The organism is Halomonas sp. SIMBA_159 (assembly GCF_046536035.1).
GTDB lineage: Bacteria > Pseudomonadota > Gammaproteobacteria > Pseudomonadales > Halomonadaceae > Vreelandella > Vreelandella venusta_A.
In genome coordinates this window covers 1-16,223 of record NZ_JAWJBT010000003.1, presented here as the reverse complement: position 1 = coordinate 16,223, position 16,223 = coordinate 1, and the positions used below count along the sequence as shown (strand labels likewise).

The following is a 16,223-nucleotide window of genomic DNA, read 5'->3' as shown; positions in this document are numbered from 1 at the left end:
AAGTAACGCAAACTACAAAAAATATGGCAAAGGCTTAGCAATGTCTAAGAACAACTTACAGCACCTTTAGCCCGTTTGCGCTGGTGCATATCAACGCTCTGGTTAACTGCTTTGGATTACTCGTTGACACGCTCCAGCAGGCGGTCAGGGTAGTCGGTGAACAAGCCGTTCACGCCTAGCGCTATTAAGCGCTCCATCTCTTCGGGCTCGTTGATGGTGTACACATGTACCGGTAGACCGTTTTCTTGTGCCTGACGAATAAATGCAGCATCGATAACGGGGGTTCCCTGATGGGTCGCATTCGTGCCAATACCCGCGGCGTACTCAGCGATACGGCGGAAATCTTCATCACGAAGGGTATCGGCCCCAGGGGTGGTGTTATTCCACTCTGTTAGGCTACCGCTGTTCTGCTCGCTGGGTGAGTACCACAGCAGTTGAATGAGCGGCACGTTAGGGTTCAAAGCGTGCACTTTACGTAGGCTTTCCTGATCAAACGACTGCACCAGCACACGGCCTTGTTCAATCATGTCGTAGGCTTCCAGGCGCTCCACCAAGGCCTCTTCTAAGCCAGGATTAAGGTCAGGCGATTTTGTTTCGATGTAATAACGCGTGGTGTGGCCAAAGTGATCAAACAGCTCATTGAGCGTTAAAATCGGTGTGCCAGAGTAATCCGCCTCATCTATCTCTGGATGAGCCTCGTGAAACCAAGTGCCGGTATCTAGCGCTTTTAACTCCGCCAGGGTGTAGTCATTAATATGCCCTTCGCCATTGCTAGTGCGCTCAATGGTACTGTCGTGGAAAAGTACCACTTCGCCATCGGCGCTGAGCTGCGCATCCAACTCCAGGTAATCCACGCCCCACTGGTGGGCAAGCTCATAGGCGGGCAAGGTACTTTCCGGCGCATGCCCGCTGGCACCTCGGTGGGCAATTACCTGAAAATTATTTAAATCCTCCAACTGCTGTGCCAACGGCGTAACGCCCGCCGCCAGTGCGGCGGTTGAGGTGCCCGCCAGCATCACGGCGGGCATGAACAGGGGCGTGAACAGGGTCGTGAGCAATGTATAGCGCGACATAAACACTCCTTGAAAGCGGTGTATAAAACAGACAAAAGCAACAGTAACGGCTATTAATCGACCTTACGCGCCATACATGATAAACGCACGAAGAGTCGTGGCGGCGATAGTGCCCCGGTCCGTTAAAGATAGTACCCACCCCTGCCCGTTAATTAAGTTGCATCAAAAGAAAAAGCGACCAAACATCGCCGAATGTTTTAGGGTGCTGGGTCGTGTGATCTAAAACAACCATTAAGAGGTGCGTGATGGCCAAACCGCTAAGCATTGGAGCGCGAGTGCTGCGTTTTATGATCGCTTTGCTAGTCGGCGTTATTCTAGGCAGCGTGGTGCAGACACAGGTCAACTTGGCGGCACTGCAAGCGCTAGGCGTGGCGATTTCTTTCAGCGTAAGAGCGTCCACCACCGCGCAAGATCTCGTTCACTTTGCGCCTATTTATACAGCCGTCTTGGTACCCGGGTTGGTCATCTCACAGGCAGCCGCCGCATGGCTGACGCGCCGAGTGGCGAAGCAGTCTCGCGCATTGATTCATGCGTTAGCGGCAGTGGCTGGGCTATGGGTCACCTTTTGGCTTGCGAATACCTTTGCGCCTATGCCCACCCTTATTGCAGCTACTCGCGGCCCGGTGGGGCTAGCGGCCATGCTAGCAACGGCAGGGCTTGCGGGGTGGCTGTTTGCCGTGCTGACGCGTAGTGCGAGTAACGCGCGGGGGGCGGTGAGTATGGCGGTGGTGGCAGGGGCGTTACTGCTGCCCGTTGCGCCATCGGTGGAAGCCCAGCAGGCTCAAAGTGCTTACCAAATAGACACCTTAGCGGATGGCTTGGAGCATCCGTGGTCGCTGGCGCTGTTGCCCGATGGCCGCCTGCTGGTCACCGAGCGCCCTGGGCGGCTTCGTTTGCTAAGCCCGCAAGGCGAGACCCTGGTGGAATCTCTAGGCGGCGTGCCTAGCGTGTTCGCCTCGGGGCAGTCAGGGCTATTTGATGTGCTGCTATCGCCTCAGTTCGAGGAAAACCAGCAGCTCTTCCTCAGCTACGCCTGCGGCACCGCCAGCGCTAACCACGCCTGTTTAGCCAGGGCGACGCTGGGGGATAACCGCTTAGAGCAAGTGGAGGAGATTTTTCGCGTGCACCCCGCAAAAAGTGGTAATGCCCACTTTGGTGGCCGCTTAGCGTGGCTTGCGGATAACACCTTGATCATGACCTTAGGCGATGGCTTTGATAACCGTGAGGAAGCCCAGCGGGTGACCAGCCACATTGGCGGTATTGTGCGCCTGAACCCGGATGGCAGCGCCCCGAGTGATAACCCCTTTGTAGCAGAAGCTAACGCACTGCCGGAGCTTTACAGCATCGGCCACCGTAATGTGCAAGGGCTGGTGTTCGATAAAGCGAATCAGCGGTTAATTGCCCACGAACACGGCCCCCGGGGCGGCGATGAGTTGAACATTATCACCCCAGGCGGCAATTACGGCTGGCCCATCGCCACCGGCGGATTGGATTACACCGGTGCTCGGGTATCGCCGTTTACAGAGTATCCCGGCATGCTGCCCCCTGCGCTTGAATGGACGCCCTCTATCGCGCCTTCCGGTTTGGCGCTGTATCAAGGCGCGCTGTTTCCCGAGTGGCAAGGCGATTTACTGGTAGGTTCACTGGTGAATCGTGAAGTGCGCAGGGTGCGTTTGCATGACGATGGCCGTGCCGAAGAGGTAGAGAGTCTATTCAGTGAGCTGGATGCGCGCATCCGTGATGTGCGCGTAGGCCCTGAAGGAGCCGTTTATTTGCTCACCGACAGCCCAGAAGGGCAACTGCTGAAGGTGGTGCCCCGCCAATGAACTAAGCTGAGTCAAGAAGGCGTTAATATAACGCTGCTCAGGAGCTGCCATGACCCATCAAGAACACCATCGATCTCATCGCTCTGGCTGGTTACGGGCTGCCGTGTTGGGGGCCAACGATGGCATTGTTTCCACCAGCAGCCTGATTCTTGGGGTGGCCGCGGCGTCCACTGTGCAAAGCGATATTTTACTGGCGGGGGTAGCAGGGCTAGTGGCGGGTGCGATGTCGATGGCCGCGGGGGAGTATGTCTCCGTGAGTTCACAGTCAGACACCGAGCGTGCCGATATCGCCAAAGAGCGTGATGCTCTCAGCGACCACTTTGAAGCGGAGCAACAGGAGCTGGCTGAGATTTATGTCGAGCGAGGGTTAACGCCCGAGCTTGCCAGCCAAGTCGCTGAACAGCTGATGCAAAAAGATGCCCTGGGTGCCCACGCCCGGGATGAAATCGGCATCACCGTGGTGAGCCAAGCGCGGCCGCTGCAGGCCGCGTTCTCCTCGGCGGCGATGTTCACCATTGGCGCGCTGCTGCCGCTTTTAGTGGCGTGGTGGGCACCCACCGTATTGCTGATTCCGCTGGTCGCCGTGGCCTCGCTAGCGTTGCTGGCGCTGTTAGGCGCGCTGGCCGCCAAAGTGGGCGGCGCACCGGTACGCACCGCTGCACTGCGCGTACTGTTTTGGGGAGCGCTGGCCATGGCGTTGACATCGCTCATTGGCCGATTGTTCGGCGTTATGGCATAACCGTTATATGTCCAACGCTTATAAGGAGAGCGCGCATGCTGGCCTATACAATGGTGGGAACACAAGATCTCGCGCGTGCCCTGCAATTTTACACGCCGCTGTTCAATGCCATGGGGTTGGATATTTGCTGGCAGGATGACAGCTGCGTCTCGTTTGGTGACCCGGACGATGTCAACGTACCCCAATACTTCGTGGGCCACCCCTTCGACGGCCACGAGGCCACCGTGGGCAACGGCACCATGACCGCCTTTCAGTTCACCGACATCAAAGAAGTCGACACGCTGCATCACCTCTCCCTGGAAAGCGGCGGAAGCGACGAAGGCGCGCCGGGCTTTCGGCCACAGTACGGGGAAGGCTTTTATGCCGCCTACGTCCGCGACCCGGATGGCAACAAGCTGGCGTTTGTGGTGTACCCACACCGGGTAGGGCTCTAGCCCTCCAGCTCTTTTCGCAACCAATCAGCTAGCGCTTCGCTGCGGCGGGCATTGGCGTGTTTGGGCAGCCACAGGCAGAGCCTGGCCGGGGTTTCGATGCTGCCCCAAGGGGCGACAAGCCGTCCGCTTTTGAGATCATCTTCTACGAGTAGCTTCGGGGCGATGGCGACCCCCAGGCCCGCCACGGCAGCCTCTATGAGGTAGTACAGGTGCGCAAAGCCTTGGCCCTGTTGGAGGGCTGTTTTCAATGCGGCGGTTTCGAGCCTTTGGGCGTCTGCCCACTGGGGCCACGCTTGGGGGCGTGAGGCGGTATAAAGCAGTTTGTTGGTAAACAGCGATGCGGGATGAGAGGTATGGCACGCATCCGCCAAATGTGGGCTGGCCACGGCGCAAATTTCCTCAGACATCAGTGCAATTAGCTCGCCCTCGTCAGGCCAAGGTGGCTCGAAAAAGGCCAGTGTTGCGCTGGTCTCCGGCTGGCCGGGCTGCTCAGAATCGCTCACTACTACCTGAAGTTTTAGCTCCGGCAGCGCCTGGTTTAAGCGGTCTAAACGGGGAATCAGCCAGCGGGCCAGCAGGCTGCCGGGGCAGGCCAGGGTAAACGGCGCTTCTTCCACCTCATGCTTGAGCCGGGTGCAACTATCCCTGAGTTTAGCGAAGGCTTCCCCCACGCCGCTTTGCAACCGTTCACCGTGGTGAGTGAGCACTAGACCCCGCCCAGCTTTGGTGAACAGCGCCACGCCAAAATGCTCATCCAGGGTCCTTAACTGGCGGCTTACCGCGCCGTGGGTCACGCTTAGCTCATCGGCGGCGGCGGTCACACTGCCTAGCCGGGCGGTGGCTTCAAAGGCGCGCAGAGCGCTTAAGGGCGGCAGGCTGTGTTGCATGGGTGCCTCTTCAAATAGTTGCGTAAAACTCACAGGTAATTGCCATCTTATCGATTTTTCTTCCCGCCTGCCTGCGCTAACGTCATCACAACCCTAAATCGCACCCAAAACGCAGAGGTCGTGATGAACAAACCTTTAAGCCTACCTGATGCCAACGGGCTGTTTGGCAGTTTCGGTGGCCGCTTTGTCGCTGAAACCCTGATGCCGCTGATTCTTGAGCTGCAGGATGAGTACACCACCGCCAAAAACGACCCGGATTTTCAGCGCCAGCTCGCCTATTTTCAGGGCGACTACGTCGGCCGCCCCAGCCCGCTCTACTTTGCCGAGCGCCTTACCGAGCACTTCGGCGGCGCGAGCATTTATCTCAAGCGTGAAGAGCTTAACCACACCGGCGCGCACAAGATTAACAACTGCATTGGTCAGGTGCTGCTGGCTAAGCAGATGGGCAAAAAGCGCATCATCGCGGAAACCGGCGCAGGCATGCACGGCGTTGCCACCGCTACCGTGGCTGCGCGTTTTGGTTTGCCCTGCGTGATTTACATGGGCGCCACCGACATCGAACGCCAGCAGCCCAACGTTTTCCGCATGAAGCTGCTGGGCGCGGAGATCGTGCCGGTCACCTCCGGCACCGGCACGCTCAAAGACGCCATGAACGAAGCGCTGCGCGACTGGGTAACGAACGTCGACGACACCTTCTACATCATTGGCACCGTGGCAGGCCCGCACCCGTACCCAGCCATGGTGCGCGATTTCCAAGCGGTGATTGGCCACGAAACTCGCACCCAAATGCTTGAAAAGCAGGGCCGCCTGCCGGATTCGTTGATTGCCTGCGTGGGCGGCGGCTCTAATGCCATGGGCCTGTTTTACCCGTTTATTGATGATGAAAGTGTCCACATGGTGGGCGTGGAGGCAGGAGGCAAAGGCGTTAACAGCGGCCTGCACGCCGCCAGCCTGAACGGCGGCACCCCCGGCGTGCTGCACGGCAACCGTACTTACCTGCTGCAAAACGAAGATGGTCAGATTATCGACGCTCACTCGATTTCCGCAGGGCTGGACTACCCCGGCATCGGCCCCGAACACGCCTGGCTGCACGAGCAAGGGCGGGTCGAGTACGTTTCCGCCACCGATGACGAAGCGCTGGAAGCGTTCCAAATCTGCTGCCGCCAAGAGGGCATCATCCCCGCACTAGAAACTGCCCACGCCCTGGCTGAAGTGGCTAAGCGCGCGCCGACGCTGCCCCGCGAGCACCTGATGGTGGTCAACCTCAGTGGCCGTGGTGATAAAGACATGATGAGCGTGGCCCATCATCTGGGGGATAAGTTCGGAGTAAAAAACGTATGAGCGCGCTACAGGAGAACGACATGACTAATATCTCTCGTCTTGAAGCGTGCTTTACCACGCTCAAACAGCAAAACCGCCCGGCGCTGGTCAGCTACCTCACCGCAGGCGACCCGGACGCCGAGACCTCCCGCCTCCTGCTGCACGGGTTACCGGAAGCAGGCGTGGACATCATCGAACTCGGCATGCCCTTCAGCGACCCCATGGCCGATGGCCCCGCCATTCAAAAAGCCGCCCTGCGCGCGCTGGAAAACGGCCAGACCCAAGCCAAAACGCTGGAAATGGTGCGCCAGTTCCGTGCACAAAACAACACTACCCCCATCGTGCTGATGGGCTATTACAACCCGATTTACTGCTACGGCGTCGAGCGTTTTCTAACCGATGCCGCCAAGGCCGGGGTAGACGGGCTGATCGTGGTGGATCTACCGCCCGAACACGACGAAGAGCTGTGCCAGCCCGCCGCTCAGCACGGCATCGATTTTATCCGCTTAGCCACGCCCACCACCGATGCCAAGCGCCTGCCCAAAGTGCTGGCCAACGCCTCCGGGTTTATCTACTACGTTTCCGTGGCGGGGGTGACGGGCGGCAGCGCCCCCACGCCCGAGCGTTTAGAAAGCGCCGTTAATCAGCTGCGTGAACACACGCCGCTACCCATCGCCGTAGGCTTTGGCATTCGCACTGCCGAACAGGCCGCCACCATTGGCCGCTTCAGCGACGCCGTGGTAGTAGGTTCTGCGCTGGTAGATTGCATCGAACACGCCAGCAGCGGTGATGACGCCGTGACGCGGGTGCATGGGCTGGTGAAAGAACTGGCGGAAAGCGTGAGAGGGTGTCGAGAAGCCCATGAGGAGCACGCAAGTTTGCCAGCCTGATGGGAAGCCGTATCAAAAAAACAGAGCGGGCAATGGCTCGCTCTGTTTGTATAAGGTTATGAAAGATTTAGGCAAAAGTCAGACAGGGAAGCCGTGATGGCTACCGTCGGGTAGCTCAATATCAACGCGAACACGGCCACCCAGTGCCTCGACGTAGCGTTTTAGAGAGCTAAGGCGCATGTCCTGGCCTACCTTCTCAAGTCCTGCAATCGTTGGTTGTTTTACGCCCATGGCATCGGCAATGTCAGCTTGGGTTTTTTCTGCCAGCAGCCGAATTTCGGCAAGTCTAATGTCAAGCAGCATATCGCCTGCTTTCGCCTTAGCCGCTGCTACCACCTCCGGCTTTTCCTGCGCCAGCAAGTCTTCTAATTTTCTTGCCATGATGCTCACCTCACTTCAGCGTTTCCAGATGCGCCGCGTATTCACGGTCCGCTACCGGTATCATCTCATCGTAAAACCGTTTGTCGTTCCCACCCTTGTCGCCAGCGCATAAAATGATGCCTGTTCGAGTCGGGTCAAACGCAAAAAAAGCTCTAAGCGGTCGACCAAAACTTTGAATTCGCAACTCTTTCATGTTGGCAAACTGCGAGCCTTTCACTGTATCGGCATGCGGTCGAGATAGCATAGGGCCGCGTTCTTGTAATAAGAGCACTGAAGCCAGCACATTCTCACGGTCAGCATCGTCAAGCGAGAAAAACCACTCTTCAAAAATTGGCGTTTGTTCAATCGACCACATAACACCCTCCCTGGTATAGCTTATAAGCTATATAGGCTATCGCCTATTTTCAAGTGGTGTTTCTGAAAAGATTGTGTGAATTTGTGGATACGAAACCACCACGCTCCACTTGCCGCTGTTTCTAGAAAACAGGCATCATCCAGGTTTAATAGTGGCGGCAACGCGCCACGACGACACAAACAGAGGCAAATAATGGGCAAGCTCTTTTCATTGCTGGTACTGCTGGGGCTGGGCTACGCAGGACTCTATGTCTACTACGGTGTGGTGGTTGAGAAGGAAGTCGAGGAGCAGTTAGAAGCCCGTGGGCTTTCATCGGTAAGCGTGGATAACGTCGAGTACGACTGGCTGGCCCCGGTGAGCGACAGCACCAATATCGCCGTTACCGTGGGGTATCGTGGCTCCCAGGCAGCGGTCAACGTGCGCGTGCAAGGCCACCCGCTGTGGTCCGATGAGGTCACGGTACAGCTCGATAGCCTGCAAGCGCTGCGCTTGGGCCTTAGCTTTGGGCAGTAGTGCTGAATAGCCGCCTCGTGCAAACAACCACCTACAAGGACACCCCATGTTTACCGGCCTGAGTGCGTTTCCGCTAACCCCCATGAATGAGCAGGGCATCAACGAGAAGGAATTTACCCAGCTAGTGGCCCGTTTGGCCCAAGCGCAGGTGGATTCCATTGGCGTGCTGGGTTCTACCGGTAGCTACGCTTATTTAAGCGTGGAAGAGCGGGCGTGGATGGCCAAGCTGAGCGTGGAGAGTGCGGCGGGGGTGCCGGTGGTGGTGGGCATTGGTGCGCTGCGCACTCGCGATGTGCTGGCCAATGCCGAACATGCCCAGCAGGCCGGGGCGAGTGGGCTGCTGTTAGCGCCTGTGTCGTACCAAAAACTGACCGATGACGATGTGTTCAACCTGTTCAGTACCGTCAGCCGCGCCATCAGCGTGCCGCTGTGCGTGTACGACAACCCCGGCACCACGCACTTTACGTTCAGCGACGAGCTGCACGGGCGCATTGCCGAGTTGCCCCAGGTGCGCTCGATTAAAATTCCGCCAGTGCCCAATAACCTAGAAGACGCCAAAGCCCGCGTGGCGCGGCTGCGGGCGCTGATTCCTGATGATGTAACCATCGGCATCAGCGGCGACCCCGCCGCCGCGACGGGCCTGCTGGCAGGCTGCGAGGCGTGGTATTCGGTGATTGGCGGGCTCTACCCAGAATTAGCGCTAGCGCTCACCCGCGCCGCCCAAGCGGGCGACGCCGAACAGGCCCAAACCCGTTCAGACGCCTTAGCACCGCTATGGGCGCTGTATCACGAATACGGCGGCAGCCTGCGGGTGGCGGCGACCATTGCTGAACTCACCGGTCGCGCTAGCGCCCCCTGCTTGCCCCAACCGCTGAACACCCTGCAAGGGGAAGCTCGCCAACAGGTGGCAACAGTGATTGAAACGCTGGGCCTTCACTAACCCGCATCAAGCAAAGCGCAAGTGGCTACAGCCCTTGCGCACCGCGCCGCAGCCAGTTGTGAACAAACGCCAGCTTGCGCAGCGCCACTTCGGAAAGCACAAACGGGTAAAGATCCGACAGCCCCATCGAACGGTTTACATGGTTCACGCCCGCCACTAAGGATGCCGCAATATGAATCAGCCGCTCTGAATCTGGTTCAGCGTAGGCATCCCAGTTATGGTCATCCGGTAGCACGGGCGAGGTCATGCCCGACGACACAAAGCTATCGGTGATATCGGTTAAGTGCAACAGGTGCGAGGTGGTTTCCGCCCAATCCTCGTGGGGGTGGGAAGACGCATAGGTGGAGAGAAACCGCGTGTGCCAATCCGCAGGCGGGCCGTTTTGGTAGTGGCGCTGCAAGGCCGCCGGGTAATCTTCCCGCTCATCGCCAAACATCTCGCGGAAGGCATCCAGAAAATCCTCCCGCAGGCTAAGCCGCCACCACAGCATATGAGCAATTTCATGGCGCATATGGCCAATCATGGTGCGGTAGGGCTCATCTAACGCCTCTTTGCGGGTGGTGCGCAGCACGGCATCGGCTTCCGCCACGCTAATCGTTACCACGCCGCCCACGTGCCCCATGGGCACCGGGGTGTCGCCTTCCGCCAGCATATGAAACACCGGCGGCGCGCCGGGGTCTTCCGGGCGAAACCAGTGCCAGCGGCCCAGGTTATCAATCACCCAGCGCTTGGCCGCCTCGGTTTGCGCCCAGTTAGGTATCGCATCGGAAATGGAAGGGTCTGGGGCTAGGGCGGTCATCGCGCAGGCGCGGCAGAACTCGCCCTGCTTCGGGGCAATCCAGTTACAGCCAATCACGTCGCGGTTGGCACAGAAGGGCGGCATGGGAATAAACGCCCGCGCCTGGGGGTCGTAGGCCACCGGCACACCATCCGCCGTGACCAAATTATCAAACCAAAGTGAACCGGCACCGACCGGATTAGAAAAAACGCGCATAGGTCGGGTATCTCAAGAGAAACGAAGCTTCAGTCTAGGAGCCGAAGCCAGGGGACGCCAACGGCGATTGCAGGCATGCTCTATTGCGATAAACCCACACGCTGCCACTCGCGCCGTGAGGCAATGGTAAATTGATCTTCCCTAACAACGACGCACAGCTAAAGGTGACATGTTATGCAACCTCGCCACCCTTGGGCCGAAACGCTGCCTCAGCTTCACGACCACCTGTGGGCACGCTTGATTCGCGGCGTACACGACCGCCACGCACCCGCGCGGCATCCTACCTTGGCAACCGTCAGCCCAGCCGGCATGCCTCAGGCACGCACGGTGGTGCTGCGCGGCGCAGACAAACAGGCCGCCACACTCACGCTATATACGGATGTGCATTCAGATAAGGTGAGGGCACTACACACCACGCCCGTTGCCGCGCTGCATGTATGGGATGCCACTGCCCATTTGCAAACGCGTATTGAGGCAAGCGTGACGGTGTTAACGGGCAATGCTGCTCGCGAACACTGGCAGCGCGTGCCTGGACACTCGCAAAGTGCGTACAGCAGCGGCCCTGCCCCTGGCGAGCCTATTACCGATGCGCTGGCGTACACCAAAACGCCAGATCAGCAGGCCTTCGCCGTGCTGTTACTCCAGGTCAACACCATCGATGCGCTGCACCTAGGCCCGCAGCACCGACGCGCCCTGTTTACGCGTGAAGACGACTGGGCAGGGCAGTGGGTGGTTCCCTAACGCACTAGCAACGCAAACGGCCACCGCCACGCCCCAGTCGCCAAGGCCGCCCTGGCTCAGTATCATCACCCGCTCATTCACCACAGAAGCCACTGCTTATGTCTTGCCCGCCATGCCCCCGCTGCCAGTCGGAATTCGTCTATCAGGATCAACGCCTGTTCATCTGCCCCGAATGCGCCCACGAATGGAACCCTGAAGAAGCCGCCGCCGAAGAGGCCGTGAACGTGGCGGATGCCAACGGCACGCCGCTCGCCGAAGGTGACAAGGTCACGCTGATCAAAGACCTCAAGGTGAAAGGCAGCTCCCAAGTGCTCAAGATCGGCACCAAAGCCGTCATCAAACGGCTAAAAGAGGGCAAAGACCACCAGCTAGACTGCAAAGTAGACGGCGCAGGCGACATGATGGTGACTGCGCAGTTCGTGAAAAAGGCTTGAAGCAGTCGTTCTGTCTTATTAGCTGTACAGGTTTGCGGGCAACGGCTAGACTTGTACCCTAAATAGTACATGTGAGGCGTGTATGAAAATCGTGTCTTTTACAGAAGCGAGGAATGGCTTGAAAGCTGTGCTGGATGGCGTCGTTAATGATGCGGATACCACCGTGATCACGCGCAGGGATGCGGAAGATGCCGTTGTGATGTCACTGGATTATTACAATAGCCTAATGGAAACAGTGCACCTGCTTAGTTCACCTAATAATGCTGAACACCTTAACCGCTCAATAGCGCAATATCGTGCTGGCCAAACAAGCGCACGTGAGTTAATGGATGAGTAGTCAGCGACTGTTGTGTTGGACAGATGAATCTTGGAACGACTACGTCTATTGGCAAGCGCAGGATAAGAAAACCCTTAAGCGCATTAATAAGCTGATAAACGATGTAAAGCGCTCTCCCTTTGAGGGAATCGGCAAGCCAGAGCCCTTAAAAGGAAACCTAGCGGGCTTTTGGTCTCGACGTATAGACGATACTCATCGGCTTGTTTATGCAGTCGATCACCACGCGATCACTGTCATTTCTTGCCGCTATCACTATTAGCCCGTAGCTGAATCGGCCCCGAGATTGAGCCAGCAGTGGGAGGTGGGTTTAGCCCGCGACTGTGCCTGCACCCAGCCAGCTAAGTGGACAAAAATGACAGCTACCACACCAGCCCCCATCACCATTGCACTCGCCCAACTGCCAGTTATCAAAGCAGCGGTAGACGACAACCTCGAAACACACTTGGCTTACATAGAACGCGCCGCCGCGCTGGGGGCCAACGTGGTGGCCTTTCCCGAACTCTCGCTGACCGGTTACGAGCTGGCGCTACTCAGCCAACTGGCTATGCCCCGCGACGATGCCACCTTTGCCGCCCTCACCGCCGCTGCCGTAGCCAATAACACGGTGGTAATAGCAGGTTGCCCACTGCACAACCCTCACGGCAAACCCTACATCGCCGCGGTGATCTGCTTCCCCAATGGCGAACATACCTTCTACCTAAAGCAGCACCTTCACGAAGGGGAGGAGGTTTACTGTGCCCCAGGCCATGAAAGCGGCCTCATCAACGTAAACGGCACCCGAATCGCCCTGGCCATTTGCGCCGACTTCACCCACCCAAACCATGCTGCCACCTCCGCCGCCCAACAGGCGGACGTATATCTCGCCAGCGCGCTGATCTCCCCAGGCGGCTATACAAAAGATGCCGAGCTGCTCGCCGCCATCGCAAAGCGCCATCAACTGCCGGTACTGCTCGCCAACCACGTTTCCGCCACGGGTGGCTGGCAAACCTGTGGCAATAGCGGTGGCTGGAACGCAGCAGGGGAGCTAACCGTGACAGCTAACGGCACGCAGCCCAGCTTAGTGCTGTGCCGCATTCACCACAGAGACATAAGTGATAGCGTGGAAGTGATGACTAACTTACATAGCTAAGTATCAGTTACCGACTAAAAACCAATTCAGCAAGGTAGGCTTAACCTAAATTAACTGCTAGTCTCGAAGCATTAGAGCGAACAACGCCGTAGGGACAACACGATGCAGAATGCCCGCATAATGCTTCACCCCAGCAAGCAGCGCATGCAAGTGCAGGTTGATGGCATTCTGTTAGCCGACGCCACCAATACGCTTGAACTCCGCGAACACGGCTACCCGCCGCGCCACTACTTCCCACGTGAAGATGTGCGAATGGACTTACTTAGCACTTCGGAAACGACCACTTATTGCCCGTTTAAAGGGCATGCAGTGTATTTTTCGCTGGGTGAGCGGCGGGATATTGCTTGGAGTTATGAGGAGCCGATTGAGGGGATGGAGGCTATTGCGGGTAGGGTGGCGTTTTATGAGGAAGTTAGCGAATGACGCTTTTCGACGCTGAGCGGACATTTCGAGGAAATGTAGCAGGCACGTGAGTTCTGGATATGTGGCCTAGTTATAATTAAGAAGGTCATAGCCTTGGTAGAATCTGGCAGGCTGCATTTTTCGGAACAAAGTGCCAGCATGTTCACTCATTCTTAAAGCGCGCCGTCTAATACACTGTTATTTTTTCATGAGGGTTGTGTGACACATCAAATATTTGAGTCTTTTTTAAGCGACCTGGGAACTCATAGAAATGACTCTGAAAAGACGGAAGTCGAGCAATATCACGTCGATTGCTGGGCTACGTGCAAGGCAATAAAAACGGCATTGAAGAAGTTAGAAGTTGCAGAGGAATGCATAAAGCAATCTTATCGTTTTAGTCCAAACGAGCATGAAATAGCAGAGTATATAGAGTTTCACATTGAGAACTATTTGATTAGAAGTCGTTCAGTCTATGATCGCGCATTGATTTTTACGAACTATCTATGTGATGTTCAAATGGCTAAAGAGTCTGTTAGTCACGTAGCGATCACTACCAATCGAAAAGTTGAGAAGCTCGGCATTAATAACGCATTGAAGAAAATCAATAAAGCCTGTGCAGTATATCGGATCGAAAGGAATGGAGTAGTCCATCATGATAAATATTCCGATCAGCAGTTAGAGTGGGTGGACACAGCGCGGAAGGCCAAATTAATATTGAACGGCGAAATTGAAAGTATCGGGCTATCTGACGAAGTAATAGAACAAAACACAGCTATTATAATAGTTAAGCACCTCGATATTTTTTCTGAAAACACAAGAAAAATTTTCGAATCCGTCAACAGTTTTTTAGACTTGGCGCTTCCTGTATATGAAGCGCATGCCAGGAAAGCATAACAAACGGCTGCACCGGACAAATTTCCGCTGTCACCTTTTGTGCAAAGGGCCGCACAAAAGCCGCCACAAAAATTTGCTCGGTGAGCCGGGCGTTAGATGCAAGGAGGGTTTGAACCGTGAAACGAGATATGGAGTTAGTCATTAAAATCCTCGACATACTCGCTGAAAGAGAAGATATCTCAGTTATCCAGCGAATGGAGGTAGATGGCTATGATGACCGCGTCGTGGCTTATCATTTGCGTCGAATGTACGAAGCCGGGTTGCTAGATGCTGAAGCCGTTGTATCATCCACAACAGAGTCACGATTGATTAATGTCCTTCCTTTCGGTTTGTCATGGGCTGGGCATGAGTTTCACGATTCAATGAAAAGCAAAACTGTAGCTTCTCAGGTTAAAGAAAGGTTGGGTGGCGCTATTGCCGATGTGCCGTTTTCGCTGATTAAAGAGCTAGCGTTATCGTTAGGCCGCTCTCAGCTAGGTTTGTGAATATGGCATCTAACAAGTTGCAGCAATCGCCTGGCAAAAAGCCGCCGGGTTGGGACGCTTTACCCGCCGCTTCGCTCCGGATAAACCGCCCTTGTGCAAGGCGTTAGAGCTAAAGGATGAATATGGACGCTAACTTGCTCATTGAAAAACTCGTAGAAATTAAAAAGAAAAGAGAGTCTTTGGAAAATGCGAGAGCTACAGGGCCTTGCAATTGTGAAATGCACAAAGAAATAAAAACAAGAGAATTTGGTGGTGGTACTCATTATGTTTACCAGTGTAACAAATGTGGTGAACAGCGCGGAGGATCACTAAAAAAAATTGATGCTATTAAAATGCTTAATGGTAAAAAGCCTAAAGTATTTGATTCTAATATTGAAGAAGAACGTTCTATCAAAAATAGAATTGCCTACGAAGAGATTTCTTCTTTATGGGATGAAGAACTAAGAATCACTAACGCTATTAATGGCTTTCCAGATTGTCAATCAACTTTTTTAGCTGAACAAAAAAAGTTTGGAGAGTTGAATGATAAATTGGCTCAACTTATAGAAAATATTAAAGACGAGTTTGGTTCAGTAATGGCGATTCGAGCTTTGATTAATCAAACAGTTCTTTTAAAAAAAGAAAAATACAATGAGTTACGTGAAGCAACAGAAAGGTTTACAAGCGAACCTGAGTTAAAAAATTGGTTCAATGAAAAGTTAGCTACAGACTTTTATGTTTACCCAGAAGTTAATGGTGTTCATTTATCTGAAAATGTAAATGTTAGAATTGACTACGTCTTATTTCCTAAAGATCACTTAATAGAAGAGGGTTTTGAACCATCTTATTTTGGTGTTGAAGTAAAATACTTTAATCAAGAAAATGGCTTTACTCATAAAACAAGTCGTGGACTATGGCAAGCGATAAGTTACAACGACTCTAGATTTCATCTGGATAACAAAGAGATAAAATTAAAGTATAGTTTAATCTTTTCAAATTTATCATTCTCGAAAGAATGCATGTTAATTAAAAATTACGGCCATGAAATGGAGAATGATCAACTTGAATGGCGCGGTATGATCCATGTAGCCAACCACGCTAGAGTTGGCGAATTAGAAATAAAAGGTAATAAGGAGGTATATAAAGGCTGGTCAATAAAATTTGCAGGTGGCACTTATTTTGGCTCAACTGTGTACAACAACGAATCTAAATATAAAAAATCAAATGAGGACGTTATTAATAAAGTGAGGGTCGGTAATTTTTAGCTCTAACAAATTGCTCAAGCAGTACTCGTAACAGTTGGCTCGGTTCCGCTTCGCTTCACATTTTAGCCAACAATTACTCGCCTCTTAGCAAGGCGTTAATCAGAATTACCTTAAAGATTGATTTTGGCCCTGGATTCATAGAATAACCGCAGCACTTTGGATCACACAGTAGAGGAAGGAGGGCCAGCGCCGGTACCCTCTCGAC

21 protein-coding genes are annotated in these 16,223 nt (G+C 54.8%); 16 read left to right on the top strand and 5 right to left on the bottom strand.

All coding sequences use genetic code 11. The features are described from left to right. Window positions 1–116: 116 nt before the first annotated feature. Window positions 117–1,073, bottom strand: a complete 957-nt coding sequence (locus R0J87_RS02415; RefSeq protein ID WP_498884141.1) for a glycerophosphodiester phosphodiesterase family protein — start codon at window positions 1,071–1,073, stop codon at window positions 117–119. Between the two features lie 245 nt (window positions 1,074–1,318). Between R0J87_RS02415 and R0J87_RS02410 the strand changes: the two genes are divergently transcribed. From R0J87_RS02410 to R0J87_RS02400, 3 genes are read left to right on the top strand one after another with little or no spacing between them, the layout of a single operon-like run. Further along, window positions 1,319–2,899: a PQQ-dependent sugar dehydrogenase gene (locus R0J87_RS02410; protein ID WP_498884140.1), complete on the top strand. Its 1,581-nt coding sequence runs from the start codon at window positions 1,319–1,321 to the stop codon at window positions 2,897–2,899. A gap of 49 nt (window positions 2,900–2,948) precedes the next feature. After that, window positions 2,949–3,638 (top strand): VIT1/CCC1 transporter family protein, encoded by a 690-nt coding sequence (locus R0J87_RS02405; RefSeq protein WP_404342800.1) that lies wholly within the window; start codon window positions 2,949–2,951, stop codon window positions 3,636–3,638. A gap of 35 nt (window positions 3,639–3,673) precedes the next feature. Beyond that, window positions 3,674–4,072 carry a VOC family protein gene (locus R0J87_RS02400; RefSeq protein ID WP_498884138.1) on the top strand — a complete coding sequence of 133 codons (399 nt, stop codon included), beginning with the start codon at window positions 3,674–3,676 and terminating at the stop codon, window positions 4,070–4,072. On the opposite strand, the gene R0J87_RS02395 is transcribed toward R0J87_RS02400, so the two are convergent. Continuing rightward, on the bottom strand, window positions 4,069–4,959 hold the full coding sequence (locus R0J87_RS02395; RefSeq protein ID WP_498884136.1) for a LysR family transcriptional regulator: 891 nt from the start codon (window positions 4,957–4,959) through the stop codon (window positions 4,069–4,071). The two genes, R0J87_RS02400 and R0J87_RS02395, sit on opposite strands and share 4 nt — an antisense overlap. 123 nt (window positions 4,960–5,082) lie before the next feature. On the opposite strand from R0J87_RS02395, the gene trpB reads away from it, so the two are divergent. After that, the gene (gene trpB / locus R0J87_RS02390) at window positions 5,083–6,300 is read left to right on the top strand and encodes a tryptophan synthase subunit beta (protein ID WP_498884135.1); all 1,218 of its coding nucleotides are present in this window, start codon (window positions 5,083–5,085) and stop codon (window positions 6,298–6,300) included. A 20-nt stretch (window positions 6,301–6,320) separates the two neighbouring features. Further along, window positions 6,321–7,169 carry a tryptophan synthase subunit alpha gene (trpA, locus tag R0J87_RS02385; protein WP_498884133.1) on the top strand — a complete coding sequence of 283 codons (849 nt, stop codon included), beginning with the start codon at window positions 6,321–6,323 and terminating at the stop codon, window positions 7,167–7,169. A 78-nt stretch (window positions 7,170–7,247) separates the two neighbouring features. On the opposite strand, the gene R0J87_RS02380 is transcribed toward trpA, so the two are convergent. After that, window positions 7,248–7,550 (bottom strand): helix-turn-helix domain-containing protein, encoded by a 303-nt coding sequence (locus R0J87_RS02380; protein WP_188639313.1) that lies wholly within the window; start codon window positions 7,548–7,550, stop codon window positions 7,248–7,250. A 10-nt stretch (window positions 7,551–7,560) separates the two neighbouring features. Further along, on the bottom strand, window positions 7,561–7,905 hold the full coding sequence (locus R0J87_RS02375) for a type II toxin-antitoxin system RelE/ParE family toxin (protein WP_404463500.1): 345 nt from the start codon (window positions 7,903–7,905) through the stop codon (window positions 7,561–7,563). 192 nt (window positions 7,906–8,097) lie between these two features. Here R0J87_RS02375 and R0J87_RS02370 point away from each other — a divergent pair, with 192 nt between their 5' ends. After that, the gene (locus R0J87_RS02370; RefSeq protein WP_404342786.1) at window positions 8,098–8,418 is read left to right on the top strand and encodes a hypothetical protein; all 321 of its coding nucleotides are present in this window, start codon (window positions 8,098–8,100) and stop codon (window positions 8,416–8,418) included. Window positions 8,419–8,464: 46 nt separating this feature from the next. Beyond that, a complete protein-coding gene (locus tag R0J87_RS02365; RefSeq protein WP_498884130.1) occupies window positions 8,465–9,358 on the top strand; it encodes a dihydrodipicolinate synthase family protein in 894 nt (297 codons plus the stop codon). Between the two features lie 25 nt (window positions 9,359–9,383). On the opposite strand, the gene R0J87_RS02360 is transcribed toward R0J87_RS02365, so the two are convergent. Next, window positions 9,384–10,352, bottom strand: coding sequence for a zinc-binding metallopeptidase family protein (locus tag R0J87_RS02360; RefSeq protein WP_404463496.1), 969 nt, complete (start codon window positions 10,350–10,352; stop codon window positions 9,384–9,386). 174 nt (window positions 10,353–10,526) lie between these two features. Here R0J87_RS02360 and R0J87_RS02355 point away from each other — a divergent pair, with 174 nt between their 5' ends. The 9 genes from R0J87_RS02355 to R0J87_RS02315 all read left to right on the top strand — a co-directional run bounded on the left by R0J87_RS02355 (window position 10,527) and on the right by R0J87_RS02315 (window position 16,018). Next, window positions 10,527–11,093, top strand: a complete 567-nt coding sequence (locus R0J87_RS02355) for a pyridoxamine 5'-phosphate oxidase family protein (protein WP_498884127.1) — start codon at window positions 10,527–10,529, stop codon at window positions 11,091–11,093. A gap of 98 nt (window positions 11,094–11,191) precedes the next feature. After that, window positions 11,192–11,527 carry a zinc ribbon domain-containing protein YjdM gene (locus tag R0J87_RS02350; RefSeq protein ID WP_009100498.1) on the top strand — a complete coding sequence of 112 codons (336 nt, stop codon included), beginning with the start codon at window positions 11,192–11,194 and terminating at the stop codon, window positions 11,525–11,527. An 82-nt stretch (window positions 11,528–11,609) separates the two neighbouring features. Next, window positions 11,610–11,864, top strand: a complete 255-nt coding sequence (locus R0J87_RS02345) for a type II toxin-antitoxin system Phd/YefM family antitoxin (RefSeq protein ID WP_498884126.1) — start codon at window positions 11,610–11,612, stop codon at window positions 11,862–11,864. Further along, a complete protein-coding gene (locus R0J87_RS02340) occupies window positions 11,857–12,123 on the top strand; it encodes a Txe/YoeB family addiction module toxin (protein ID WP_498884125.1) in 267 nt (88 codons plus the stop codon). Before R0J87_RS02345 ends, R0J87_RS02340 begins: the two co-directional genes overlap by 8 nt. Before the next feature lie 93 nt (window positions 12,124–12,216). Then, window positions 12,217–12,993 carry a carbon-nitrogen hydrolase family protein gene (locus R0J87_RS02335; RefSeq protein WP_498884124.1) on the top strand — a complete coding sequence of 259 codons (777 nt, stop codon included), beginning with the start codon at window positions 12,217–12,219 and terminating at the stop codon, window positions 12,991–12,993. A gap of 102 nt (window positions 12,994–13,095) precedes the next feature. Continuing rightward, entirely contained in the window at window positions 13,096–13,416 is a 321-nt protein-coding gene (locus R0J87_RS02330) for a DUF427 domain-containing protein (RefSeq protein WP_498884123.1), read from the top strand. A 198-nt stretch (window positions 13,417–13,614) separates the two neighbouring features. Beyond that, entirely contained in the window at window positions 13,615–14,289 is a 675-nt protein-coding gene (locus tag R0J87_RS02325; protein ID WP_498884122.1) for a Cthe_2314 family HEPN domain-containing protein, read from the top strand. Between the two features lie 116 nt (window positions 14,290–14,405). Then, window positions 14,406–14,774: a DUF2513 domain-containing protein gene (locus R0J87_RS02320; protein WP_498884120.1), complete on the top strand. Its 369-nt coding sequence runs from the start codon at window positions 14,406–14,408 to the stop codon at window positions 14,772–14,774. A gap of 122 nt (window positions 14,775–14,896) precedes the next feature. Beyond that, entirely contained in the window at window positions 14,897–16,018 is a 1,122-nt protein-coding gene (locus tag R0J87_RS02315) for a hypothetical protein (RefSeq protein WP_498884118.1), read from the top strand. Window positions 16,019–16,223: the final 205 nt, after the last annotated feature.